The organism is Ensifer sp. 22521, assembly GCF_052044795.1.
Taxonomy (GTDB): domain Bacteria; phylum Pseudomonadota; class Alphaproteobacteria; order Rhizobiales; family Rhizobiaceae; genus Ensifer.
In genome coordinates, this window is the sequence record NZ_JBQENM010000001.1 from 224280 (window position 1) to 249193 (window position 24914).

Here is a 24914-nt window from a genome sequence, read left to right on the forward strand (position 1 = left end):
ATGATTACGTGGGGCTGCGACGGGGATGGGGTGTCGAGTGCTGCTTGTGGCGCAAGACGAAAACCGGGCGTCGCATGGCGGCGCCCGGTGAAAACGGAAGCGATTTCGGCGCGAAGAGCCTATCGCGTGGGGATCTTCGGCAGCAGGATCGTGAGGATGCCAAGCAGCGGCAAATAGGAGCAGATGGTGTAGACGAACTCGATGCCCTGCCGGTCGGCAAAGATGCCGAGCACGGCCGCGCCCATGCCGCCGAAGCCGAAGGCGAAACCGAAGAAGACGCCGGCGATCAGCCCCACGCGACCCGGCACCAGCTCCTGGGCGAAGACGACGATTGCCGAGAAGGCCGAGGAGAAGATCAGGCCGATGATGATCGACAGGACCCCGGTCCAGAAGAGGTTCGCATAGGGCAACAGCAAGGCGAAGGGGATGACGCCGAGGATCGAGAACCAAATGACGAAGCGGGCGCCGTAACGGTCACCGATCGGCCCGCCGAGGAAGGTTCCGGCCGCGGCCGCGCCGAGGAACAGGAACAGCATGAGCTGCGCCTGCTGCACGTCGATGCCGAACTTCTCGATGACGAAGAAGGTGAAGTAGCTGGAGATGCTCGCCATGTAGACGTTCTTGGTGGCGGTCAGGAGCACGAGCACGGCGACCGCCCACATGACCCGCCCCTTCGGCAGCGGAAGGGCACGGCTCGGTGCCGGCCGGCTCATCGTGGTGCGGCGATGGCGCACATACCAGGTGCTGACCCAGGAGAGCACGAAGAAGCCGATGATCGCGACGATCGAGAACCAGCTGAGGCTTCCCTGGCCGAAGGGAATGACGATGAAGGCGGCAAGCAGCGGACCCATGGCGCTGCCGGCATTGCCACCCACCTGGAAGAGCGATTGCGCCAATCCGTGGCGACCGCCGGAGGCGAGGCGGGCGATGCGCGACGATTCCGGATGGAAGATCGCCGAGCCGATGCCGATCAGGCTCGCGGCCACCAGCAGGACCCAGAAATCATGCGCATTCGCGAGCAGGATCAGGCCGCTGCAGGTCGAAAGCATGGCGAGCGGCAGCGAATAGGGCAGCGCCCAGCGGTCGGTGATGATGCCGACGGCCGGCTGCAGCATCGACGCCGTCAGCTGGAAGGTAAAGGTCAAGAGGCCGATCTGCACGAAATCGAGCGAATAGTTCGCCTTGAGCAGCGGATAGAGCGCGGTCAGCAGCGACTGCATGATGTCGTTCAGCATATGGCAGAAGCTGACAGCCAGGATGACGGAGAAGGCCGTCTTTTCCGGCGAGATCCCGGAAGTTGAGGTCACGGTAGACATGGGTGATTCCTTGCCGTCTCGAAGGTTGTATGCGGCAAGGGCTATCTGTACTGAGGTTGCGATTGGCCTGCTTTTGTGATCTGGTCGATTTCTTTTGTGAGTGGGCCAAATGCCGATCCGCCGATATCCCTTGCCGCAGCTTCCCGATGACGATCACTTCCGGAACCTCGATTGGGTCGAGACGGGAAACGCCCCGGTGCTGGCGCTCGGACGAGACTATAGCGCCGGTCTTCTGGTTCCCTTCCACAGCCATACGCGCACGCAGCTCTGGTGGGCGCGCGGCGGCGTCGTGCTGATGCGCACCGAGCGCGGGCGGTGGATGGTTCCGCCCGGCCATGCCCTGCTGATCCCGGCCGGTATGGAGCACTCGGCCGAGATGATCAGTGACGTGCGCATGCACTCGATCTACTTCGCGCCGGAACTGCTGCGCGCCGAACGGCCGATGGTCATGGAAATCAATCCGCTCGCCGGCAGCCTTGTCGATACGCTCGTCAGCATCGAGAACGAGACGATGTCGGAGCGGCGCGAACAACTGGTCACGGATCTGCTTCTGGAAGAAATCGGCCGACTGCAGGAACGCCCGCTCGGCCTGCCGTTTCCGCGCGACGAGAAGCTCGCGGCGCTGTGCCGACAGTTCCTGCAGGCGCCATCGGCGGCAGCGAGCATCGACCAGTGGGCGGATCGCATGCGCCTCAGCCGGCGATCATTCACGCGGTTCTTCCGCAAGGAGACGGGCGTTAGCTTTGTCACCTGGCGCCAACAGGCCTGTATCTTCGCTTCCTTGCCGCTCCTTGCCGATGGCGAGCCAATCACCAATGTGGCCCTTGATGCCGGCTATGAGAATGTCGCGGCCTTCACCACCATGTTTCGCCGCATGCTCGGCAGCCCGCCGAGCGTCTATCTCAAGACCTATCTTGGCCAGTGACCGGGGTTCGCCAACCGGGTATGGCAAAGGAAGGTTGAATTGACCTGGTTAACGGAATCGTAGGAACAAGCCGCAATAAGTCGCCCTCGTGTCGTTCCTGCCCACCTCCCTCCCTCCCTCCCTCGGCGCAGCGGCACGGTCAAACTTCGCCCCGGCGAATGATTCTTCCGGAGTTGTTTCTTGCGTATCCGTTCTCTCGTCCTCCTTTCTGGAACCCTTTTGCTGTCGGCCAACGCCGCCTCTGCCGGTGACGGCCAGTATTTCTGGTCCGGTGACTGGTATCTGAAGGTCGGTGCCACCGGCTTCCTCGGCCCGAAGTATGAAGGCGCCTCGAAGCGCATGTTCCAGGCCGCGCCCCTGATCTCGCTCGGCAAGGCCGGCAGCTCGGTCCGCTTCTCCTCGCGCAACGACAACATGTCCTATGCGCTGGTCGACCAAGGAAGTTTCCGTGCCGGTCTCGTCGGCAAGCTGATCTTCGAGCGCGACGCCGGCACGTCCAGCGACCTGAGGGGCCTCGATCCGATCAAGTTCGGCGGTGAAGTCGGCGGCTTTGCGGAGGTTTATCCGACGGACTGGCTGCGGGTGCGCGCCGAAGTTCGCCAGGGCATTCGCAGCCACCACGGTATCGTCGCCGACGTTGCGGCCGACGCCTTCACCGATGTCAGCAGCAATGTCCGCATCTCCGGCGGTCCACGCCTGACCGCTGCGACCAGCGACTACTACGGCGCCTATTATGGCGTGAACGACCGCGAGTCTGCCGCATCCGGCCTCGCCACGTATTATCCGCATGGCGGCGTCGGATCCGCCGGCGTCGGCGCCGCGATCACCTGGCAGGCAACGGAGAAGCTTGAGACGAGTGCCTATGCCGAGTATCGGCGCCTGCTTGGCCCTGCCGCCGATTCCAGCCTCGTTCAAGAGCGTGGCAGCCGCAACCAGGTCCTGGTCGGTCTGTCGGCGACCTACCGCTTCGACTTCACTCTTCCCTGACGTTCGCTGGTTGGGCGCCGCGGCGATCTCGCCGCTTGACCGGCCGGACCTGCGGCGTCAAACAGGGGAATGAACACGTTTTCCGCCGATTCCGGCCGCGTCCACGACGCGCCGTCCAACAATTGGGTTTATCGCGTCCTGCCGCGCGCGCTCTGGCCCTATGCGCAGCTTGCCCGTTGGGACCGTCCGATCGGCTGGCAATTGCTGCTGTTGCCCTGCCTCTGGTCCGTGGCGCTGGCGACGGGCGCAGCGGCGGGCACCGAAGAATTCTCGTTCGGCCGCTTCCTGTATCATTGCTTCCTGTTCACCGCCGGCGCGATTGCCATGCGCGGCGCCGGGTGCACCTACAACGACATCGTCGACCACGACATCGATATGGAGGTTGCGCGCACCCGCTCGCGGCCGCTTCCGTCGGGGCGCGTTTCGCGTCTTCAGGCGAAAGTGTTCATGGTGCTGCAGGCGCTCGTCGGCCTTGTCGTGTTGCTGCAGTTCAACACGTTCTCGATCGTGCTCGGCATCCTGTCGCTGGCGATCGTCGCGATCTACCCCTTTGCTAAGCGGTTTACCGATTGGCCGCAATTCTTCCTGGGCCTCGCCTTCTCCTGGGGCGCGCTGATGGGTTGGGCAGCCGCGTTCGGCACGCTGTCGCTGGCAGCCGTGCTGCTCTACGGTGCGGCCATTGCCTGGACGATCGGCTATGACACGATCTACGCCTACCAGGACAGAGAGGACGACGAGCTGATCGGCGTGCGTTCGACGGCAAGGCGGTTCGGCGAAAATCCGCGACCGTGGCTGATCGGCCTTTATGGCATCGCGACGCTGCTGTTGCTGCTGTCCTTCGTGGCTGCCGGTGCCGGCACCATTGCCTATATCGGACTTCTGATTGCCGCGGCGATGCTGACCTATCAGATCCTGGTGTTGAACATCCACGATCCGGCACAGTGCCTGGCGCTGTTCAAGTTCAATGGGGTCGTGGGCCTGATCATCTTTGTCGGCCTGGTGCTGGCGTTTCTTGTTCGCCTGATATGAAAAGATCCTCCGTCGCGGCGGAGGATCCTCTTCATGCATTCGGTCCGTCCCGCTTCTGCATGTTTCCTTAAATCCTAGCCGGTTTAAGGGTAAAAACATGCAGCCCTGAAAGTGCTACAGCGACCTTTGCGCGTCTGAAAAGACGCGCGGCGCTGTAGTGGCGGGCCGCAGAAGCTTCAGGCCCAGCTGATCTCGCGGGCGGCCTTGCGCTCCTTCGCCTCGTGACGCGCACGGAAGCTGGACAGGATGACAGCAACGGCGGCGACGATATGCTTGCGCATCAGGTTTCTCCTTCTTTCGTGATCTTGGCTATGAACCCGATATGGCACGAAGAAGGCGGCGGAGCTGTTTCCGTGGGAACATCTCGAGCAATCCCAGAAAACCTGTGAAATGGCTTGCCGTCCGCAACGGCATCCCAAAATCGGCAGCCCCAAAATCGCCAGCGCGGAGATCAAACGACAACAGCCGGCCGCAGGGAACGGCCGGCTGTCGCGCTGGAGGTGCTGCTGCGGATTAGCTGCGGGCGATGATCTCGCGCCCGTCGATCTTCATGTGAACGCCAAGCGTGCCGGTGGAACGGCGCACGAGGAAACGCGGCCGGCGCTCGGCGAAGAAGGAGTGGCGGCGCCGCGGCTTGACCGGCGCGGTGCGCACGTCGCCGAGATGCTCTTCGAGGGGCCTTGCGACGCCATCCGCTTCGACCATCAGCATGGGAATGCGATAGGCCTCCGCCCAGGCGCGCCAGTCGGCCGCGATGTCGGACAGGTCGTGTGCGACGAGCAGCGGAACGCAGAGGTCCGGGTCGTCGTGATGAAGTTCCAGCGTCACTGTAACGTCTCCGTCGCCGTGATCGATCGCGCGAGCCGCGACCCCTTTGAATGCCCGCGCCGGCAGTGCGATCGAAAGCGGCAGGCCGCTCGATGGTAGCACCTTGCGCAGAACTGCGCCACGCTCGTCCAGGCTGATCGTGACATTACCCGTGTGACCGCGCAAGGCGTAGCTTGCCTGCTGTGGAAAGCGCTTCGGATCAAGACGGAGCGTGTTTTCGACCCATGCGGGTTGAGAGAGTGTGTTGCGCATTTCAATCGCCCTTGTTTTTCCTTGAGAGCCGTTTCCGGTCTTCTCGTCGGGACTTTTTCGTCCTCTATGGGCTGAGAATAGGCGCCCCCCTTTCCGAACGGCTTAAGAATCGCGGTTAAGAAAACTTTGCGTTTTTCGATGGTTAGCAAAAGCCGACCGCTCAGGGTTTCTGTTTCGTCAACGGGTCGGACGGTCTTGTTCCGATCGGACGCAACAAGCGGCCTGTCGGCGGCCGGCCAAAAGCCACACACAAGCCAGTGCTGCAATCATGACGCGTCAGAATTCTGTTTCGGGGTTGGTTCGGCCGCCCCATGGGTAACCGACGGGGCCAGGCATGGTATCGACCTATCTCGACTATAGTCGCATCACGCGTGATTTGCGCAGCAGCCTCAATCGTGTTGCCCAGCAGCCGCAGATCGCGCGCGAGGCCCAACATTACCGGGAAAACATCGACCGCGTGAAAACCGTCGACGCGTTCCTCGACGACTACCGGCTCTACTCCTACGCGATGAAGGCGCATGGCCTGGAGGACATGACCTATGCCAAGGCCTTCATGCGCAAGGTTCTGGAAAGTGACCTGAAGGACGATAACAGTTTTGCCAACCGTCTCACGGATGAACGCTACCGCAATTTTGCGCAGGCCTTCAACTTCAGTTCGGCAACCGCGGTGGCTCAAACCAGCGCACAGCAGGATGCGCTGATCGGCCTCTACAACGACCGCATCAACGATCTCGATACAGTCATGCGGCAAGAGATGGCCTATTTTGGCGCGGCCATGGATCTGGTCACCGATGTCGACCAGTTCCTGGGCAACGAAAAGCTGCGCTCCTTTGCCTTCACCGTGTTCGGACTGAACCCGAAGACCTTTTCGTACACGGAAGTTCGCAATGCGTTGACCAGCGATCCCGCGACCTTGACCGCCAACCAGACGGCAGCCAAGACGCGGTTGACCGAAGCGAGCAAGCAGCTGACGGATCTCGGCGCGCGCGACACCGCTCTCGCCCAGATCGTCAGCCTGACAGCCCAACTGGCCGCGGCGCCCGATGCCGACAAGCCTGCCATCCAGACGAAGATCGATGAGCAGAACGCAATCGTCACCGACCTCGATGCACGGCTGCCGCCGCGCGACCAGGCGCCGGCGCTGAAGACGCAGCTCTCCCTGGAGGTGAACACGCTTGCCAGGCAGATCAGCAGTCTCGATATCTATATCCAGCTCGCCTCGACATTCAATTTCAATGCCGACGGCAGCGTGCCTGCCGGTGAGAAGGCGATCAGCGACGAAAAGAAGGCGCTGCTCAACGAGGCCTATGTCTTCCTGCGGCCCGGCGTCACACCGTCGGGCGCTGCACGATTGACCGGCGCCGGGGCGCTGCTCAACAAGGAATACTACGAACAGAAGATCGGCAGCATTACCAAGGTCTCGGACCTGATCGCCGATAACCGCCTGCTCAACTACATCATCACCGCCTTCGGCTTGCCGTCCGCGACGACGATGCCCTCTACGGTCGAAAACATCCTCACCAGCGACATCAACGACCCGGAGAGCTACGTCAACAAATATGGCGGCGAATACAACGCCGCCTACAAGAAGATGCTTGCCGCCTTCAACTTCCAGACTGACGGTACGCTGCCAGCCGGCAAGACCGCGCAGGATGCGGACCAGATGAAGACGACGTCCGACGGCTACATGGTGCGCTACAACGACAAGAGTGATGCCGAGGACGAAGCGCTGGTCAAACGCTTCAAACTCCTGATCGGCACGATGAAATCGGTCGACGAGTTGCTCGCCAACAATGACATGAAGAAATTCATGCTGCGCGCCTTCGGCCTCGATAATGAGGATCTGAGCAGCCGAACGCTGAAGCGGATTCTGACCAGCGACCTCAACGATCCCAGAAGCTATGCCAACACGCTGCGCGATGAGCGCTACGTCAAGCTGGTAAAGGCATTCAACTTCAATCCGGACGGCACGCTCGGCGCACCAAAGTTGGCGCAGAGCGAAGCCGACATCATGAATACGGCCAAGGCCTATGTGATCGCCAAGTCCCGGTTCGGCACGGATGAAGAGAAGAAGGTCGCCAAGGTCAAGGCGCAGGAGGAAGCCAAGTACTACACGGCCGAGATCGAGAAGATCGAGACGCTCGACGCCTTCCTGGCGAACCGGCGGCTGGTCGATTTCGTGCTCGTCGGGTCCGGCATCGATCCGGGAACGGTCAAGACCGAATACCTCAAGGACATGTTCACGTCCAACCTGGACGATCCCAAGAGCTTCATCAATACCGATCCGAACGGGCTGAAGTACCGCGGGATCGTCGCCTCCTTCAACTTCGACACAGACGGCAAGATCGTCCGGGGCGAGGCCGGCCAGATCCAGACCCGGCGCGGATTGATCACCACGGTCGACCTCTATCTCAATCAGTCGCTCGAGGAGTCCGAAGGCGCCGACAACGGCGGCGTTCGCCTGGCGCTCTATTTCAAGCGCAAGGCCCCGGAGATCAACACGGCTTACGACATCCTGGCCGAGACCGCCCTGTTCCAGGTTATCAAGACGGCCTACAGCATGCCGGAGGGGCTGCAGAACGCCAAGATCGAGGCGCAGGCCGCCTATATCGAGCGCGTCGTCAACATCAAGGATCTGCAGGATCCCGGGAAGCTCGAGAAGCTCCTGCAGCGGTTCACGGCACTTTATGACGTCGAAAACAACACGGACGTATCACCGGGGCTGGCGATCCTCAGCGGTAGCGGCGGAGGCGGCGTCAGCGCCGAGACGCTCCTGTCTCTCTCGCAGTTGCGCGCAGGCGGTCGCTGAGTCAGGTTGCGTAAAGTGCAGCGAGCCCTTTGCGGCAGGTGCTTAAGCCTGCCGCAGAAGACTGCCCGCTTCACCGGTCGGCGCGCAGCACCTTGTCAGGGTTCATGATGCCCGCCGGATCGAAGGCGTGCTTGATCCGTTGCATCAGCTCGATCTCGATCGGTGCGCGGATTTCTGCGAGCTCGTCGCGCTTCAGCTGGCCTATGCCGTGTTCGGCCGAGATCGAGCCGTTATATCTCAGAACGATACCGTGCACGATCGCGTTGATCTCGCGCCAGCGATCGAGGAAGGCCTGCTTGTCGGCGCCGACCGGCTGCGAAATGTTGTAGTGGATGTTGCCGTCGCCCATGTGGCCGAAAGAGCAGATGCGCGCGCCTGGGATCGCCTTCATGACGGCGGCGTCCGCCTCCTTCATAAACGCAGGAATGCTGGAAACGGGCACTGAGACGTCGTGCTTGATCGAGCCGCCCTCGGGTTTCTGCGCCGGCGACATGCTTTCGCGCACATGCCACAGCGCCTTGCCTTGCGTCTCGTTGGCGGCGATCACGGCGTTTTCGACGAGACCGGCGGCAAAGCCCTGTTCCAGGAGGTCGTTGACCATGCGCTCGGCGCTTTCGGCCGAATCCGAGGTCGAGATGTCGATCAGCGCGTACCAAGGATGGACGGTGTCCATCGGGTCGCGAACGCCGGGAATATGTTTCGTCGTGAATTCGACGCCGAGGCGCGGCATCAGCTCGAAGCCGGTCAGCGCCGGCCCGCAAAGGCTGGCGGCCTTTTCGAAGAGAGCGAGCGCATGCTCCACACTGCCGACACCGGCGAAGGCTACCTGATGTCCAAGCGGTTTCGGGAATAGCTTGAGCACCGCGCCGGTGATGACGCCGAGCGTGCCCTCGGCGCCGATGAAGAGGTCGCGCAGGTCGTAGCCGGTATTGTCCTTCTTCAGCCGGCGCAGCCCGTCCCAAATTTCGCCGGTTGGCAACACGACCTCGAGGCCGAGGCAGAGCTGGCGCATGTTGCCATAGGCGAGCACCGCCGTGCCGCCGGCATTGGTGGAGAGATTGCCGCCGATACGCGCGGAGCCTTCCGATCCGAGCGACAGCGGGAACAGGCGATTGTGATCGTCCGCTGCCTTCTGGATGTCGGCGAGAATGCATCCGGCGTCCGCGACGATCACGTTGCCGACCGGATCCACGTCGCGAATCCGGTTCAGCCGTTCGAGCGAAAGCACGATGTCCGCTTTGCCTTCCCGCGGGATCTGTCCGGCCACGTGGCCGGTGTTGCCGCCCTGCGGTACGATCGCGGTGCGGGTCGCGCTGGCGAGTTTCATGATGCGAGAGACTTCGTCGACCGAACCGGGGCGAAGCACCATCGGCGTCGTGCCGCGAAAGAGCCCGCGGGATTCGACGAGATAGCGCGCCTTGTCCGCTTCGGCGGTGAGCGCATTGGCGCTGCCGACGATCTCGACGAAGGAGGCGATGAGTTCAGGAGAGGGAAGGGTCGTCATGAGTCTGCCTTCGCACTGCGCTTGAGCGCGCTATCGGATCGGTCGATCTGAAGACACGATCCTCGGTTCCTATCGGCTGCGATCATAACCGCAATCGCGGCCGTCCGGTGAGGGCGGGGTGCGGAGGAGAAGCCGCACGCGATCTCACCCTCGCGGCGCCGCCGCACGCTGCAGCCGGTCGATGATCGCTTCTCCCAATCCTTCCGAAGGGATCGGCCCGAAGGCGATCGTCGCAGCGCCACTGGCGTCGGCCCGCTTCATGTAGTCGAAGAGATTGGCTGCCGCTTCGTGAAGATTTCCGGTCGGGCTGAGATCGAGAACGATGGCCGCCTGTTCCTCGCCGGCGATCCGGCCGCCGCCGAAGCGGATCAAGGCCTCGCCCGCACGCACATCGGCAACATCGAGCCTGACGGCCGCGCCGGGCGCGTAGTGGGAGGCCAGCATGCCCGGCGCCTCGATCGTTGCTCCCGCCGTTTCCGGTCGGATCACCGGACGATCGAGCAGGCGCTCGATTTCTGCGGCATCGAGGCCGCCGGGGCGGAGCAGCCGGATCTCGTCGCCATCGACCTTGATGATCGTGGACTCCAAGCCGATTTCGGCCGGGCCTGCGTCGAGGATCAGTTTCAGCTTTTCGCCGAGATCCGCATCGACATGGACCGCACTGGTCGGGCTGATCTTGCCCGAGGTGTTGGCGCTGGGCGCTGCGAGCGGCCGCCCGAAGCGGGCGATCACCCGGCGCGAAAAGCCGTCGGGCATGCGGATGCCAAGCGTGTCGAGGCCGGCCGAGGCCAGCGCATGCACGCTGCTATCGGGCCGCTGCGGCAAGATCAGCGTCAGGGGTCCGGGCCAGAAGGTTTCCGCCAGGCGTCGGGAAATCGGGTCGAAGCGCACATGGGCCTCGGCCATCGCCATGTCGGAGACATGCGAGATCAGCGGATTGAAGCGCGGCCGGCCCTTCATCTCGTAGATGCGGCTGATCGCATCGGGATTGGTGGCGTCGGCGGCAAGGCCATAGACGGTTTCGGTGGGAATGGCGACCGGTTCGCCTTCGGCAAGAACGGCGCAGGCGCGTTCGATCGCGCGGTCCGGTTCCCTGCCTGTGTCGATGATCTCTGCCATGCCGTTTCCTTTCCGACGCTTCCTTAACGGACGTGCCGGGAAAACAGAACGATTTTTTTGGGGGCGTTCGGTTGCTGCCTCAGAGACTGCGGATGATGCGGCGCAGCGCGGAGTCCCGGGCACCCAGCATCAGCACGTTCTTGAGAGCAACCTTGGGGTCGTCCGTGCGGAAGAGGAGCCCGTTGTCGCGGACGTTGCGGTTGATGACCATCTGTCCGTCTTCGGCGTTCGGCTCGATCGCGACCGCGAAATACATGCGGGAATAGCCGCTCTGGATACGGTCGAAGAAATGCGTCTCATCACCAAGGTCGCTGAAGAAATTGGCGAAGTAGAACGACCAGGTGATGTCCTTGGAAGGCGTGACCGCCGTCCGCGCCGCCGTCACATGGCAATAGCCGAGATGCGGCTTGCCGACGAGCGTGCGGTGAAAAATCAGCTTGGGAAACTGGATCGAGGCATGAAAGCCGTTGATCCGCTTGTGCGTCGTGTCACCGGCGGTCGCGAGCTTCTTGCCGGTCCTGTCCGCGACTTCTTCGTAGCTCAGATACCGTCGCTCGCTCGGCAGCCATTGCCGGCGGTTGATCCTGCCGGTGCGCAGAAACTCGGTGTGAACGGCCGTCTTCGGCATGACCGCCGGCGGCTTCTCGGCCGCAGCGTCGTAATATCTGAACTTTGCCATGATCGTCAGTGTGCCATCTGCCTGCCGGACATCTTCGTCCGCCGGCAAGCCTAGTGGCTTATGGTTAATGAAGGATTTCCTTTCGTTCGCGGAAGATGCCCCTGCACATTCATGGGAATGTCGCAAACGGGCGAAGCCTTCCTGTGTCTGCGTCATGTCAGTCACAAAAGACGGCATCTGCCAAATTTTTGATCTATCTATATGTTTATAAAGTGAAAAATTCTCGATTCCGTTTCCAGAAGGCGGTTTCGATCGTGTCGTCATTCTGGAATTGAATGTCGCTATCCGGCGCCTGCCGAGGCGCCTTCCGCGCTTACATATCCTTACTCAAGGTGTCGTCTTCCAAAGGGGAAGGCGGAGAATTGGGAAGCCGGTCAAATCCCGGCGCTGCCCCCGCAACGGTGGTGGAGCGAAAGCCTCGGCAAAAGGCCACTGGACGGTTTTCCGTCCGGGAAGGCGCCGGGCTGGTCCTTCGAAGGACGGCTCCTGAGCCCGGAAACCAGCCTTGACAGACATAACCGTAACGGGTTGCGGCGGGCAGCCGGATCGGAGCCTAAGACGCATGGGTGCGCGCCCGTGCGGGTTCCTGTCCTGCCTCTCCGAAACATGGCGCATGAGGACAGGACATGGATACCAAGACCGATATGCTTCGCAAGCTGAAGGGCCGGCGTGACGGCTACAGCCTCGATCGGGCCTTCTACATCGACCCCGACTATTACCGGCAGGACCTGGAAAACATCTGGTATCGGGATTGGCTGTTCATCGGCCACGATTGCGAAATCCCGCGGGCCGGCAACTATTTCACCGTCCAGGTCGGCGACTATCCGGTCGTCATCACCCGCGATCGCCAGGGCACGATCCGCGCGCTCCACAACTCCTGCCGCCACCGCGGCTCCCGCGTCTGCACGCAGCACAAGGGCTCTTCGGCGAAGCTCGTCTGTCCCTATCATCAATGGACCTATGAGCTCGACGGCTCGCTGCTCTTTGCGCGCCAGATGGGCGAGGACTTCGACAAGGCTGCCCACAGCCTGAAGCAGATCCATTGCGAAACGGTCGGCGGCTACATCTTCATCAACCTGTCGGAGACGCCGGCGGATTTCGCCGCCTTCCGCGAGCTGGCATTCCCCTACCTCGCGCCGCACCGGCTGGGAGAGACCAAGGTCGCCTTCGAAAGCACCATCATCGAAAAGGGCAACTGGAAGCTCGTTTGGGAGAACAACCGCGAGTGCTACCACTGCGCCGCCAATCACCCCGAACTCTGCCGGACCTATCCGGAAGCGCCGACCGCGACCGGGGTGCAGGGCGCCAAGGACGATCCGGTGATTGCCGCCCATTGGGCGAAGTGCGAGGCCGAGGGCCTGCCGAGCGAGTTCCGGATGTCGCCGACCGGCCAGTTCCGCGCCGCGCGCATGCCGCTGGTCGATAATGCCGAAAGCTACACCATGTCGGGTGCGCCCGCCGTAAAAAGGGCGCTGTCGGCCGATGTCAGGCAGAAGCAGATCGGCACGCTCCTGATGTTCCACTACCCGACGACCTGGAACCACGTGCTTTCGGATCACGCCATCACCTTCCGCGTGTTGCCGCTGGGGCCGGAACTCACGCAGGTGACAACGAAGTGGCTGGTCCACAAGGACGCGGTCGAAGGTGTCGACTACACGCTCGAGGATCTGACTCATGTCTGGACCGAGACCAACGACCAGGATCGCCAGATCGTCGAGGAAAATGCCTTCGGCATCCGCTCGCCGGCCTATGAGCCCGGTCCGTATTCGCCGGAGCACGAGGGTGGCGTGATGCAGTTCGTCGAATGGTACTGCAAGTTCATGGAGCAGCGCCTGCAGGGCGATGCGGCTCCGCTCTCAAAGGTCGCCTGACATGCAGATGGCGTCCTCCTTCCATCATTTCGACGAACTGCATGTCTGGATCGACCGGCAGCAGATGCTCGAATGCACATCGGCGGTTGTCGAAACCGCCGATGTCATGACCTTCACCTTCCGTGCGGAGAAGCCCGCCTGGTTTCGTTATCTGCCCGGCCAGTTCGTCACCCTCGAATTGCCGGTCGCCGACGAACCGGTCATGCGCACCTACACCCTGTCGTCGACGCCATCGCGACCGCTGTCGATTGCCGTCACGGTGAAGGCGCAGGCCGACAGCGTCGGCACCCGCTGGATGTTCGATCACCTGAAGCCGGGCATGAAGCTCCGGGCTTTTGGACCGCTCGGAGATTTCAGCTTCGTCCGTCATCCCGGCGAAAAGTACCTGTTTATCTCCGCCGGATCCGGCATCACCCCGATGATGTCGATGACGCGCTGGATGGCCGACTGCGTGCCGGAGACCGATGTCACCTTCATCTCCTGCGCGCGCCGGCCGGACGACCTTCTGTTTCGCTCGGAGCTCGAGGTTCTGGCGACACAGATGTCCGGGCTGAACCTCGGCTTCATCGTCGAGGGGCACGAGGCGCGTCACGGCTGGCATGGCCTGCGCGGCCGCATCGACGGTGCCAAGCTACCGTTGCTCGCTCCCGACTTCCAGGAGCGCACGGTGTTCTGCTGCGGTCCGGAACCGTTCATGCGCGGTGTGCGCGAGATGCTGAAGGCAGCCGGCTTCGACATGGCCCGCTATCACGAGGAGAGCTTCCAGCCGGCGGCAGCACCTGCCGCGGAAGAGATCGCCGTGCGCGCCGGTGCCGGCGATGATGGTGAGGTTCAGGCGGCCAAGGTCGCCTTCACCATGAGCGGCAAGGAGGTCGAGGCGAAACCCGGCCAAACGATCCTGCAGACGGCACGCGCCAACGGTGTGAGGATCGGCGCTGCCTGTGAGGGCGGTATCTGCGGCACCTGCCGGGTGATGAAGGTCGCGGGCGAGGTCGAGATGAACCACAATGGCGGTATTCTCGATGACGAGATCGACGAGGGTTACATCCTCGCCTGCTGCTCGCGGCCGCTGGGAGATGTCCAGATCGAAGCCTGAAGGATCAGGGCGTGTTGCAGGGCGCAGGCTTGATTGCAACGCGCCGTAGATTGTCGGCATTGGCAACCGCGCCGATACAACCGCCCTGTGCCGCGTCATCGGCGGCGACCGCCACCTGTAGGGCGCGCTCGTGGCGAGCGAAGTCGATCGAGCCCGTCACCAGCCTGTCGACGCCGCTGCCGGCGCCGCTCGTGGCACCGGCACGGCTGACGAGCAGCGGCTCGCCAAGCGTTGCGGAGGCCCGTGCGACCGCGTGCATGCCCGTCCCCTGCTCGGCTTGAGCAACGAGGGTGAGCGGCAATGGCTTTTCAGGCAGCAAGGCACCCTGCGCCCAAATCGCTTTCAGCGCCAGCGGCGACTTTGCAGCGACATTCACGTCGATATCGTCGAGCGTCCCTGGCACGCGGTAGGGGCAACGCCGTTTGCCGCAATTGATGCCGGACGAGAACTGCCACAACGCATAGCTTTCCCAATTGCCCATCGGGAAGACCTGGCGGATATCCGGCTTGTAGCGCGCGTACCAGAGCGGCAGGCGCGACAGCAGCCGGTGCTTGGCGCGGTGCGCGGCGATATATTTGGCCGTGATGTGGTTGGTATAGAGGATCGGATAACGTCCGGTGCGGGTCTTGACGTGGCCGGCGAAAATCGCGGCATCCTCTAGCGACATGTATTTCTCCGCATCGATGCCCTCGAGATCGAGGACCATCAACTCGTCGTCGCGCGGCTCGGCGTAATCGAGGAAATGGTTCGCCTGGTCGACGGGATTGCCGGGACGGGCGAGATGGTAGGCACCCCACAGCAGCCCGTGTGTGCGGGCGATCATGCGCCGGGTCTGGTAGAGCTCACGGCTGACGGCGTATTTGCGCCACATGGTCTTGCAGTGGTTGAAGGTGTCGCCGTTGTGGTCGCCGGTGCAGGAGAAGCTCTCGGGCAGGCCATCGGAGGCCTTGGCGATGAAGCCGGAGATGCGCTTGTCCGCAAGCATCGTTTCCCAGTCGATGCTGTTCATCTCATAGGCATCGACGATGATGGCGTTGGACTTGGTCTTCCAGGGTTCCAGTTCACCGGCGCGTGCGATCGCCGCCGCGAAAGCCAGACCTAGAAAGGTCGCGAGGCGCAGAATCATCCCTGTGGTGGAGATATACCGCTTTGCCATTCTCTGAGATTGCCGACAGTATCGTTAATGTATCGTAAATCCCAGCCCCCGAGGCGGACTGTGCTGGAGCGGCGCGCGAAAGTATACCGACCTCCGGCTGTATATGAGCAATGCCTTGCATAATATTGGTGTGTCGCGTGATGCCTTCGACGCCGACAGGCGGATGAACGAATGCGCCGAAGCCGTCACTGCTGCCGATCTGCAGCTATTGATCCGCAGCAGCCGCGATGTCTGAAGATGGAACAAAACCGGTGACTTATGCGTTGCTGGCTGGTTTCGGTTTTCCCGGCTGAGGGTCATCCCCGGTTTTGCAGCGAACCGGGTGAAATCACGCAGAGGCTGAAGTTCCCGTGGTCGCCCGATTTTTTGGCACCCTGCGGAGCGTGGATTCGGTTATGGAGGTTTTGATGAAGACTTTGCTGAAGACCGGGAAGAGCCGGTGGTTTTCTGCGATTATTGCCGCGGCAGTTCTGATGACGTCCGCGGCCCCGTCGCAGGCGTTCATGCCGACGCCGCCTCGCGTCGAGCGGCAGAACGAGGCGACGAACGTTCAGTATCGCAGGCCGGGGTATGAACGCCGCGGCAACTATTACTACTACAATGGCTACCGCGGTTATAACTACCGCCGTCCGGGATACCGTTACTATAACGGTTGGTGGTACCCGATGGCCGCCTTCGGCACCGGCGTGATCATCGGCGGGGCAATCGCCCAGCCGCCGCGCTACGAGCGTCCGGCTCCCGTCTACGGCAGCCGCCATGTGCAATGGTGCGCCAACCGGTACCGGTCCTACAGGGCCTATGACAATAGTTATCAGCCCTATGGCGGCCCGCGCCAGCAGTGCTATTCGCCCTATAGCTAAGGGGTGAGCAGGGCCGGGGGCTTTCGCTGCCGGCCTTTTCTCTGACATTCAAAGAATGCCGATCCGCCTGAGGATCCACCAGGCAAAGGCCATGGAAAGTGCGATGAACAGCGCCGCATAGAGCGTGCCGGTGCCGTCGGCGAAGGGGAGCGCCCCGGTGTTCATGCCGAAGAAACCGGTCACGAGCGTCGGCGGCAGCAGGAATGCGGTCATCAGCGACAGGATGTAGAGGTGGCGGTTGGTTTCCGAGGAGATCTTGCTGTCGATTTCTTCGTGCAGCAGTCGTGCCCGTTCCTGCAAAGCGAAGACGTCGCGGTCGACCGCCTCGAGCCGGTCGGAAAGCCGCTCGGCAACGTCGATGAAACCGGGGGGCACCTCGTCTTCATCCGAGGCGGCCGCCCGCCTCAGCAAAGCCAGGATCGTGCGCAGATGCCGATGAAGCCGCACCACGGTGCGGCGGAGCGGCGCAAGGCCTGGCTGCTGGCGATGTCCGGCCGCGCCATAGACATGATCCTCGATGACGTTCAGTTCCTCGGTCAATTCCAGAACCAGCGAGATCAATGTGCGCTGGAACTCGATCACGATCATCTCGAAGAGGTCGATCGGGCGGGCACATTTCGTGCTCTTCTCCACGGCCGCCTTGACGCGGTCGATGCTGCGCAACGGATGCAGACGGGTGGTGATGATGATCCGGTCGCTGACGGCGAAATGCAGCCAGCCGATCGTCTTGGTCACGGCATCGAAGGTGCGCTCGAAGTCGACGAGCGTGCCGTGTACGATATCATCCGAAACCGTAATCGCGGCCTGCGTGTCGTGGCTGGTCAGCGCGGTGACCGCGAGTGGCGGAAGGTTGCCGATCCGCTCGATGAGGGCCGGCGTGCGTGCATCGGAGAGCGCTAGATGAACCCAGACCCATCCTTCGCCTGTCAGCAGGCTGTCGACCGAAGCGTCGGTGGCGATGCGCTGGCAGCGGCTTTCGCCTGGCAGGAAACGATAGGCCCAGACGATGCCGGGTATTTCGGGGGAAATCAGGTTCATCTGAACGCCTTGGCAAAAGCCTTATGCCTTGGCTTCTATGCGCCGTTGATGACAGTTTTGTTACAGTCGAAGCGGCGCGACGTCGTGGCAGAGTGCGGCAATTGACGTTGACGTTTACGTAAAAATCAATAGTGTTCGGCGCAACGAGGATGCGCCCTGCGCGACCTGGCTATCTGGGAGGATCATCATGTACAAGGCACCCGTCGACGAGATCGCGTTTACGCTGAAACACGTGGCAGGCATGGGCGACGCGCTGCAATCGGGTGCGCTCGGCGACCTCGGCGAAGATCTGGTCGATGCCATCCTGTCGGAAGCGGGCCGATTCGCGACGGAGGAGGTGGCGCCCCTCGGCGACGTCGGCGACCGTCAGGGCTCGCGTCTGGTCGAAGGAAAGGTCGAGACGCCGGATGGCTGGCGTGACCTCTATCACAATTGGATCGCTGGCGGCTGGAACGGGTTGACGGCTCCAGAAGAATTCGGCGGCCAGAACCTGCCGCACATGCTGCATGTCGCCGCCATGGAGATGTGGAACGCCGGCTCCATGGCCTTCGCGCTTGGTCCGACACTCACCATGGGCGCCGTCGAGGCGCTGGAAAAGCACGGCTCGGAAGCGCTGAAAGCCACCTATCTGCCGAAGATGGTTTCCGGCGAATGGACCGGCACGATGAACCTGACGGAGCCGCATGCCGGCTCCGATCTCGGCGTGCTGAAGACCCGCGCCGAGCGCCGCGACGACGGCACCTACCGCATCTTCGGCCAGAAGATCTTCATCACCTGGGGCGAACACGACTTCACCGACAACATCGTCCATCTGGTGCTCGCCCGGCTTCCCGACGCGCCGGCGGGGACGAGGGGTATTTCGCTCTTCCTGGTGCCGAAGTTCCTGGTCAAGGATGACGGTTCGCTCGGCGAACGCAACGACCTCTTCTGCCATTCGCTCGAACACAAGCTCGGCATCCACGGTTCGCCGACCTGCACGATGATCTACGGCGACGGCAAGTTCGGCGCAGAGAAGGGCGCGATCGGCTATCTGATCGGCGAGGAAAACCGCGGTCTCGCTTGCATGTTCACCATGATGAACAATGCGCGTCTCGCCGTCGGCATGCAGGGCGTCGCCATCGCAGACGCCGCCACCCAGAAGGCGATCGCCTTTGCCAAGGAACGCACCCAGGGCAAAGCGCCCGGCTGGACGGGGCAGGGCATGAGCCCGATCATCGAGCATCCCGATGTCGCCCGCACGCTTCTGACGATGAAGGCGCTGACGCAAGGGTCGCGCGCGATCTCCTATGCCTGTGCCCACGCCGTCGACATGGCGCATGCGGCTGAAGGCGAAAAAGCAAAATACTGGCAGGAGCGCTCCAGCCTGCTGACGCCGATTGCCAAGTCCTTCTCGACCGACGCCGGCGTCGACGTAGCCTCGATGGGCATCCAGGTGCATGGCGGCATGGGCTTTATCGAGGAAACCGGTGCCGCCCGCTACCTGCGGGACGCCCGCATCGCCCCGATCTACGAGGGCACCAACGGCATCCAGGCGATCGATCTCGTCACCCGCAAGCTGCCGCTCTCCGACGGCGCGCATGTGCGCGGCTTCATCGGCGAACTGCGCGAGATCGCGCAGGCCGTGCGCGCCTCGAACCGGAATGGTTTCGGCGAGACGGCGGCGCGCCTTGATGCGGCACTGGATGATCTTTCGGCTGCGACGGAGTGGCTGATCGCGGCCGTCGCCGGCGGCAAGCTCGCCGAAGCGCTCGCTGGCGCGACGGCCTATCAGCGCCTGTTCGGCCTGACGCTGAGCGGCGCCTATCTGGCGAAGGGCGGTCTGGCCGAAGTGGCTGACGGCAAGGAAGACCAGCGCATCGCACTCTGCCGCTTCACCGCCGAAAACCTCCTGGCGGAAACGACCGCCCTGAAGGATCGTGTCGTCAACGGCGCCGACAGCCTGGCCGTCGCCCGCGCCGTTCTGGCTTGAGAGGAATTGTCATGACCGACCACGTGCTCATCGAGCGGCCGGAAGCCTATCCCGGCGTCCAGGTGATCCGCTTCAACCGGCCGGAAAAGAAGAACGCCATCACCCGCGACATGTACGCGAAGATGACCAATGCGCTGACGGTTGCCTCAAGCGATCCGGCCGTGCGCGCCACCGCCTTCCTGGGCACCGATGGTTGTTTCTCCGCCGGCAACGACATGGCCGATTTTCTCGCCTTCGCCATGGGTGGCTCCATGGGCATGGAGGTGATCGAGTTCCTGAAGGCGCTGGCGACCGCAACCAAACCCATCGTCTCGGGCGTCGATGGCCTGGCGATCGGCATCGGCACGACGATCCATCTGCATTGCGACCTGACGATCTCCTCTGAACGTTCGCTGTTCAAGACGCCCTTCGTCGATCTGGCGCTGGTGCCGGAAGCCGCGTCGAGCCTGATAGCGCCGCGCATCATGGGCCATCAGCGGGCTTTCGCCTTGCTTGCGGCGGGCGAGCCGCTCGATGCCAAAGGTGCGTTGGACGCAGGGCTGATCTGGAAGATCGTCGGCCAGGACGCGGTGGAAGAAGAAACGCTGGCACTCGCCGCCCGTCTCGCCAAAAAGCCGCCGGAAGCGCTTCGCATCGCCCGCGACCTCGTCCGTGGCGACCGCAGCGACGTTCTGGCGCGCATCGACGAGGAAGCCAAGCATTTCGCGGCGCAGTTGAAGAGCGCCGAAGCGCGTGCAGCCTTCGAGGCCTTCATGCGCCGCTAAGCAGTCTCCAGGCTTTTGCGAGTGGGAGAACGGGTGCCGCAGTGCACCCGTTTTTGCTTTCGGGGGCGGTGTTCTAGCCGCCGCACGGTAAAGATCGTGATGCCGTCGGCATCGCGAACTTGCATAGATCAATTTTAATTTGTTCTTAAATAGCGATCGCTAGCGTGGGGCGCGATAGGCCTATCCTCACTTCGAGAGGCCCCAGCCGCATGAAGCATGGCTGGCTCCGCCTTCTGGCATGTTCAACGTTTTCCCGCAGGCGTCTGCGCTCCGTCCCTCCGGCGGACGAAGGATGCTGCGCGAAGATCATCGAGAGCTCATGTCCGGCGGGAGCCGCCGGCACCCCATTGGGAGCCCATCTTGTCCAAGCGATCGAACCTCATGACGCGGATCCTGGTTGCCGCGTCCTGTGTCGTCGTCGGCGCCTTTGCCGGCTTTTCCGTTTACATCGACACGCTGCAGCGTGGCACCACGACCAAGGCCGTCGAGGAGAACATTGCCTCATCCGGCACGCAGGCCGCCCAGAGCGTCGCCAAGTGGCTGAACGGCCGCGTCACGCTGACTGCGATGGTGGCCGATGCCACCGGCAACGTCGCGGACGATAGCGCCATCCAGCCGATCCTGAAGAACGACGTTCTGACCAGCGAGTTCATGTCGACCTATGTCGGCAATGAAAGCGGGAAGTTCATCACCTGGCCGGACAATCCGATGCCGGCCGGCTACGATCCGCGCCAGCGCCCCTGGTACCAGCAGGCCGTCAAGGCCGACGCCCGCGTCTTGACCGAGCCCTATGTCGACGCCTCCAGTGGCGCGCTGATCATCAGCGCCGCCGTCCCGGTCAAGCGTGATGGCAAGCTCTATGGCGTTGCGGCCAGCGACTTTTCGCTCGATACGCTGGTGGCAATGATCAAGGGCGTCGATGTCGGCGGTGAAGGCTTCGCCTTCCTCGCCAGCAAGGACGGCCAGATCCTCGTGCATCCGGATGCCAAGCTCGTCACAAAGTCGCTCACCGACGCCTTCCCGATCGACACGCCGACGATCGGCTCCGGCATCATGAACACCGAGCTCGGCGGCAAGCCGATGCTGGTGAGCTTCGTTCCGGTCCAGGGTCTGCCGTCGGTCGAATGGTATGTCGGCTTCGTCATTGATGCCGACGCCGCCTACTCGGCGATCGACCAGTTCCGCATCGCCGCCACCATCGCCACCATCCTGGCCGTCGGCGTGATGCTGGTCTTCCTTGCGACCTTCCTCAACCGTCTGGTCATCCGTCCGGTGACGGAGATGACCGGCGCGATGGAGAAGCTCGCTTCGGGCAACCACAACGTCGAAATTCCCGGCGAAGAGCGTACCGACCAGATCGGCTCGATGGCCGCGGCCGTCGCCATCTTCAAGGCGAATGCCGTCGAGCGTGCCCGTCTCGAAAGCGAAGCGGATGCGAACCGTTCGCTGTCGGAACGTGAGCGTCTGGAGCGCGAGGCGCAGAAGGTGCGGGATGCAGCTGAGATCCAGCAGGCCGTCGATGGTCTGGCGTCCGGCCTCGGCCGCCTGGCCGAAGGCGATCTCGCTTACCGGATCGACAACCCGTTCGCCGATCGCCTTGACCGTCTAAGGGCCGACTTCAACAACTCGGTCGCCAAGCTGCACGACACGCTCCGCGCTGTCGGCGCCAACGCCCGAGGCATCGATGCCGGTGCAACGGAAATCCGCTCGGCCGCCGACGATCTTGCCCGCCGCACCGAGCAGCAGGCAGCCTCGGTCGAAGAGACTGCTGCTGCTCTGGAAGAGATCACCACGACCGTCAAGGATTCCGCCCGCCGGGCCGAGGAAGTCGGCGCTCTCGTTGCCCGCACCCGTGCCGGCGCCGAGAAATCAGGCGAAGTCGTTGCGAACGCTGTCGAGGCGATGCACGCGATCGAGAAGTCTTCGGGCGAAATCTCCAACATCATCGGCGTCATCGACGACATCGCCTTCCAGACGAACCTGCTGGCGCTGAACGCCGGCGTCGAAGCGGCCCGTGCCGGCGAGGCCGGCAAGGGTTTCGCCGTCGTCGCCCAGGAAGTGCGCGAACTCGCCCAGCGTTCGGCCAATGCCGCCAAGGAGATCAAGGCGCTGATCACCACCTCGGGCAACCAGGTGCGCAACGGCGTGACGCTCGTCGGCGATACCGGCAAGGCGTTGGAGATGATCGTCGCCGAAGTCCAGGAGATCAACAAGCACGTGAGCGCGATCGTCACGGCGACGCGCGAGCAGTCGACGGGTCTTCAGGAGATCAACACGGCCGTCAACACCATGGACCAGGGCACCCAGCAGAACGCGGCGATGGTGGAAGAGCAGACGGCGGCAAGCCATGGTCTCGCCTCCGAAGCCGCTTCGCTCAATGCGCTGCTCGCCCAGTTCAACCTCGGCGAAGTGCCGACGGTAAGTGGTGGCCGTCGTCGCGCGGCTTGAGCGGAGCTCAGCGTGGCCATCGGCAGAACGCTGCAATAACAAAGCGATAAGACCACTGTCGTGAATCGGTGTCGCAAGTGCTTCAAGCCTGACATGACAAAGGCCCGGGAAACCGGGCCCTTGTCATTGGGGTGTTCTTGACGCCGTCCGCCGACTTCTCGGCCTTGTCTTATTTCTCCAGTGTCGCCACCGCCTCGACATGAGACGACCAGAGGAACTGGTCGATCGGCGTCACCGAGGTGATGCGGTAGCCGGCGGCGGTCAGGATCGAGAGGTCGCGGGCCAGCGTGACCGGATTGCAGGAAACGGCCACGATCTTCTTGACGCCGGAGCGGGCGATCTCTTGGCATTGCGCCTCGGCGCCGGCCCGCGGCGGGTCGAAGACGATCGCGTCAAAGACCTTCAACTCCTGCGCCATGACCGGGCGGCGGAAGAGGTCGCGCTTTTCGATCGTCACGGGCTTCAGCCCTTGCGTGTTGCGCGCGGCGAAATCGAGCGCCTTGAGCGCCTTGTCCTCGCCCTCGACCGCATGAACGCGCGCCTTGCGGGCGATGCGCAGTGCGAAGGTGCCGCAGCCGGCAAAGAGATCGGCGACGCGCTTGGCCTTGCCGAGATGGTCGAGCACCAGCTTCGCCATCGCTTCCTCGGCTTGCGCCGTCGCCTGGGTGAAGCTGCCTGGGGGCGGTGAAACGGAAACGCCGCCGAAATCGATCACCGGTCTCACCGGCTCGACGATGATTTCGCCATTGAGGCTGACGCGGGCGATGCCACGCTCGCCAAGCACCGCTTCGACCGTGCGGCGGCGCTCGCGGTCGTCGAGCTTCTTGATGCCATCGACAGCGAGGTCGAGGCCGGAGAGCGTTTCGAGCACGGTGATACGGAAAGGCTCGGCATTGACGGCCATCGCCGTGCCGATTCTGGCGATGGTTGCGAGCTTCGAGACGATGCCCGGGCTCGCGATCGGACATTCGGAGATCGCGACGATGTGGTGGCTTTCGGCCTGGTTGAAACCGAGAAGCAGATCCTTCTCGGTCTTGCGGGCAGTGAAGACCGCGCGCCGGCGCTGGCCCGGCTGGGCGGTAATGAGGGGGGCCACCTCGGGCTTCAGGCCTTTCGACTTCAAGGCAGCGATGACGAGATCGCGCTTGAAGCCGTGATAGAGCCTGTCCGACGCATGCTGCAGCGTGCAGCCGCCGCAGGTGCCGTTGACACCATCGGGCCCGAAATGCCGACAGTGCGGCTCGATGCGCTCGGGTGACGGTTCCCTCAGCGAGATCAGCGTGCCGTGCGACTTGTTGACCGCGAGCGCCACACTTTCGCCGGGCAGCGTGAAGGGCGCATAGATCGGCCCGTCAGGGCCTTCTGCAATACCGTCGCCCTGGGCGCCGAGCCGGTTGATGGTGACGGTCTCGGTGCTCATGGCTTCTTGCCCGCCAGCAGGAATTCGACATTGCCGTCGCCGCCGGCAATGGGCGAGGGGATGAGGCCGAGGCTCTGCCAGCCCATGTCCTCCACAAGCCAACGTTCCAGTTCGGCAGCAACGGCCGGAGCGCTGTCGGGCTCCTTGAGCAGCCCCGCCTTGCTGATTGCATCGCGGCCGGCCTCGAATTGCGGCTTCACCAGCAGGATGCAGTGCGCGCCGGGAAGCGCCATCTCGAGCGCCGGGGGGAGGGCGAGCTTCAGCGAGATGAACGAGACGTCCGAGACGACGAAGGTGACTTCTCGGTTGTCGACGTCGTCCTCAGTCATCGCGCGGGCGTTGAGGCCCTCGATGCTGGTGACACGCGGGTCACCTTCGATGCGCGGATGGATCTGGCCGTGACCGACGTCGATGGCAACCACGTGCTCTGCCCCGCGCTTCAACAGCACTTCGGTGAAGCCGCCGGTCGAGGCACCGATATCGAGACAGCTTTCGCCCGAGGGATCGAGCGCGAAATGATCGAGTGCCGCGACAAGTTTCAGCGCCGCGCGGGAGACATAGTCCTGCGCCGGGTCATCAATGGTGATCGTCACGCTTTCGGCGAACATCAATGACGGCTTGGTCACTGTGCGGCCATCGACCTTGACGGTGCCGCGCTGGATCGCGTCTCGGGCGCGGGCGCGGCTGGCGACCAGTCCCGTGTTGAGCAGCAACTGATCCAGGCGCACCCTGTTTCTGTGTTCTTCATTCTGGCGTTCTTCTGACATGTGCTTCTCATGGCGACTTGCCGCCCCAATGGCAAGCCCCTCGCGCTCGGAGCGATGACCCGCTTTGGGCTTAACAG

Annotated in this window: 18 protein-coding genes, 1 pseudogene and 1 riboswitch; of the genes and pseudogenes, 10 read left to right on the forward strand and 9 right to left on the reverse strand. The window is 63.0% G+C overall.

The window, feature by feature from the left end:
- Window positions 1-119 precede the first annotated feature (119 nt).
- Window positions 120-1316, reverse strand: a complete 1197-nt coding sequence (locus ACTJKE_RS01025) for an MFS transporter (RefSeq protein ID WP_112996382.1) — start codon at window positions 1314-1316, stop codon at window positions 120-122.
- A 109-nt stretch (window positions 1317-1425) separates the two neighbouring features.
- Here ACTJKE_RS01025 and ACTJKE_RS01030 point away from each other — a divergent pair, with 109 nt between their 5' ends.
- From ACTJKE_RS01030 to ubiA, 3 genes are all read left to right on the forward strand, one after another.
- Window positions 1426-2241 carry an AraC family transcriptional regulator gene (locus ACTJKE_RS01030; RefSeq protein ID WP_440659849.1) on the forward strand — a complete coding sequence of 272 codons (816 nt, stop codon included), beginning with the start codon at window positions 1426-1428 and terminating at the stop codon, window positions 2239-2241.
- A gap of 180 nt (window positions 2242-2421) precedes the next feature.
- Window positions 2422-3228 carry a MipA/OmpV family protein gene (locus ACTJKE_RS01035; RefSeq protein ID WP_440659847.1) on the forward strand — a complete coding sequence of 269 codons (807 nt, stop codon included), beginning with the start codon at window positions 2422-2424 and terminating at the stop codon, window positions 3226-3228.
- A 69-nt stretch (window positions 3229-3297) separates the two neighbouring features.
- Window positions 3298-4257: a 4-hydroxybenzoate octaprenyltransferase gene (gene ubiA, locus ACTJKE_RS01040; RefSeq protein WP_057250759.1), complete on the forward strand. Its 960-nt coding sequence runs from the start codon at window positions 3298-3300 to the stop codon at window positions 4255-4257.
- A gap of 513 nt (window positions 4258-4770) precedes the next feature.
- On the opposite strand, the gene ACTJKE_RS01045 is transcribed toward ubiA, so the two are convergent.
- Entirely contained in the window at window positions 4771-5337 is a 567-nt protein-coding gene (locus tag ACTJKE_RS01045) for a DUF6101 family protein (RefSeq protein ID WP_057250756.1), read from the reverse strand.
- A 334-nt stretch (window positions 5338-5671) separates the two neighbouring features.
- Between ACTJKE_RS01045 and ACTJKE_RS01050 the strand changes: the two genes are divergently transcribed.
- Window positions 5672-8146 (forward strand): DUF1217 domain-containing protein, encoded by a 2475-nt coding sequence (locus tag ACTJKE_RS01050; protein ID WP_058325467.1) that lies wholly within the window; start codon window positions 5672-5674, stop codon window positions 8144-8146.
- A gap of 70 nt (window positions 8147-8216) precedes the next feature.
- Here the strand turns inward: ACTJKE_RS01050 and ACTJKE_RS01055 are convergent, their stop codons facing one another.
- The 3 genes from ACTJKE_RS01055 to ACTJKE_RS01065 all read right to left on the reverse strand — a co-directional run bounded on the left by ACTJKE_RS01055 (window position 8217) and on the right by ACTJKE_RS01065 (window position 11448).
- Window positions 8217-9650 (reverse strand): FAD-binding oxidoreductase, encoded by a 1434-nt coding sequence (locus ACTJKE_RS01055; protein ID WP_440659846.1) that lies wholly within the window; start codon window positions 9648-9650, stop codon window positions 8217-8219.
- Between the two features lie 144 nt (window positions 9651-9794).
- Window positions 9795-10769, reverse strand: coding sequence for an L-threonylcarbamoyladenylate synthase (locus ACTJKE_RS01060; protein ID WP_440691046.1), 975 nt, complete (start codon window positions 10767-10769; stop codon window positions 9795-9797).
- 79 nt (window positions 10770-10848) lie between these two features.
- Window positions 10849-11448, reverse strand: coding sequence for a DUF6656 family protein (locus tag ACTJKE_RS01065; RefSeq protein WP_057251094.1), 600 nt, complete (start codon window positions 11446-11448; stop codon window positions 10849-10851).
- Window positions 11449-11761: 313 nt separating this feature from the next.
- Window positions 11762-11970: riboswitch (cobalamin riboswitch) on the forward strand.
- Window positions 11971-12074: 104 nt separating this feature from the next.
- On the opposite strand from ACTJKE_RS01065, the gene ACTJKE_RS01070 reads away from it, so the two are divergent.
- Together ACTJKE_RS01070 and ACTJKE_RS01075 are read left to right on the forward strand one after the other, a co-directional pair.
- On the forward strand, window positions 12075-13319 hold the full coding sequence (locus ACTJKE_RS01070; RefSeq protein ID WP_057250748.1) for an aromatic ring-hydroxylating oxygenase subunit alpha: 1245 nt from the start codon (window positions 12075-12077) through the stop codon (window positions 13317-13319).
- A 1-nt stretch (window position 13320) separates the two neighbouring features.
- Window positions 13321-14415 (forward strand): hybrid-cluster NAD(P)-dependent oxidoreductase, encoded by a 1095-nt coding sequence (locus ACTJKE_RS01075; RefSeq protein ID WP_057250745.1) that lies wholly within the window; start codon window positions 13321-13323, stop codon window positions 14413-14415.
- Between the two features lie 145 nt (window positions 14416-14560).
- Here the strand turns inward: ACTJKE_RS01075 and ACTJKE_RS01080 are convergent.
- Window positions 14561-15571: pseudogene (locus ACTJKE_RS01080) on the reverse strand (glycoside hydrolase family 25 protein); the annotation flags it as partial.
- Between the two features lie 407 nt (window positions 15572-15978).
- Here ACTJKE_RS01080 and ACTJKE_RS01085 point away from each other — a divergent pair.
- Window positions 15979-16431, forward strand: a complete 453-nt coding sequence (locus ACTJKE_RS01085; RefSeq protein WP_110878063.1) for a BA14K family protein — start codon at window positions 15979-15981, stop codon at window positions 16429-16431.
- Between the two features lie 48 nt (window positions 16432-16479).
- Here ACTJKE_RS01085 and ACTJKE_RS01090 read toward each other — a convergent pair whose 3' ends face one another.
- Window positions 16480-17469, reverse strand: coding sequence for a transporter (locus ACTJKE_RS01090; protein WP_110878064.1), 990 nt, complete (start codon window positions 17467-17469; stop codon window positions 16480-16482).
- A 187-nt stretch (window positions 17470-17656) separates the two neighbouring features.
- On the opposite strand from ACTJKE_RS01090, the gene ACTJKE_RS01095 reads away from it, so the two are divergent.
- From ACTJKE_RS01095 to mcpU, 3 genes are all read left to right on the forward strand, one after another.
- Window positions 17657-19438, forward strand: a complete 1782-nt coding sequence (locus ACTJKE_RS01095) for an acyl-CoA dehydrogenase (RefSeq protein WP_057250739.1) — start codon at window positions 17657-17659, stop codon at window positions 19436-19438.
- Between the two features lie 11 nt (window positions 19439-19449).
- Window positions 19450-20202, forward strand: coding sequence for a crotonase/enoyl-CoA hydratase family protein (locus ACTJKE_RS01100; RefSeq protein WP_057250737.1), 753 nt, complete (start codon window positions 19450-19452; stop codon window positions 20200-20202).
- A 360-nt stretch (window positions 20203-20562) separates the two neighbouring features.
- On the forward strand, window positions 20563-22650 hold the full coding sequence (mcpU, locus tag ACTJKE_RS01105) for a methyl-accepting chemotaxis protein McpU (RefSeq protein WP_440659843.1): 2088 nt from the start codon (window positions 20563-20565) through the stop codon (window positions 22648-22650).
- Between the two features lie 169 nt (window positions 22651-22819).
- Here mcpU and ACTJKE_RS01110 read toward each other — a convergent pair whose 3' ends face one another.
- Window positions 22820-24070, reverse strand: coding sequence for a class I SAM-dependent RNA methyltransferase (locus ACTJKE_RS01110; RefSeq protein WP_440691048.1), 1251 nt, complete (start codon window positions 24068-24070; stop codon window positions 22820-22822).
- The gene (locus tag ACTJKE_RS01115; RefSeq protein ID WP_440691050.1) at window positions 24067-24837 is read right to left on the reverse strand and encodes a TlyA family RNA methyltransferase; all 771 of its coding nucleotides are present in this window, start codon (window positions 24835-24837) and stop codon (window positions 24067-24069) included. The genes ACTJKE_RS01110 and ACTJKE_RS01115 overlap by 4 nt, the downstream gene beginning before the upstream one ends.
- Window positions 24838-24914 lie beyond the last annotated feature (77 nt).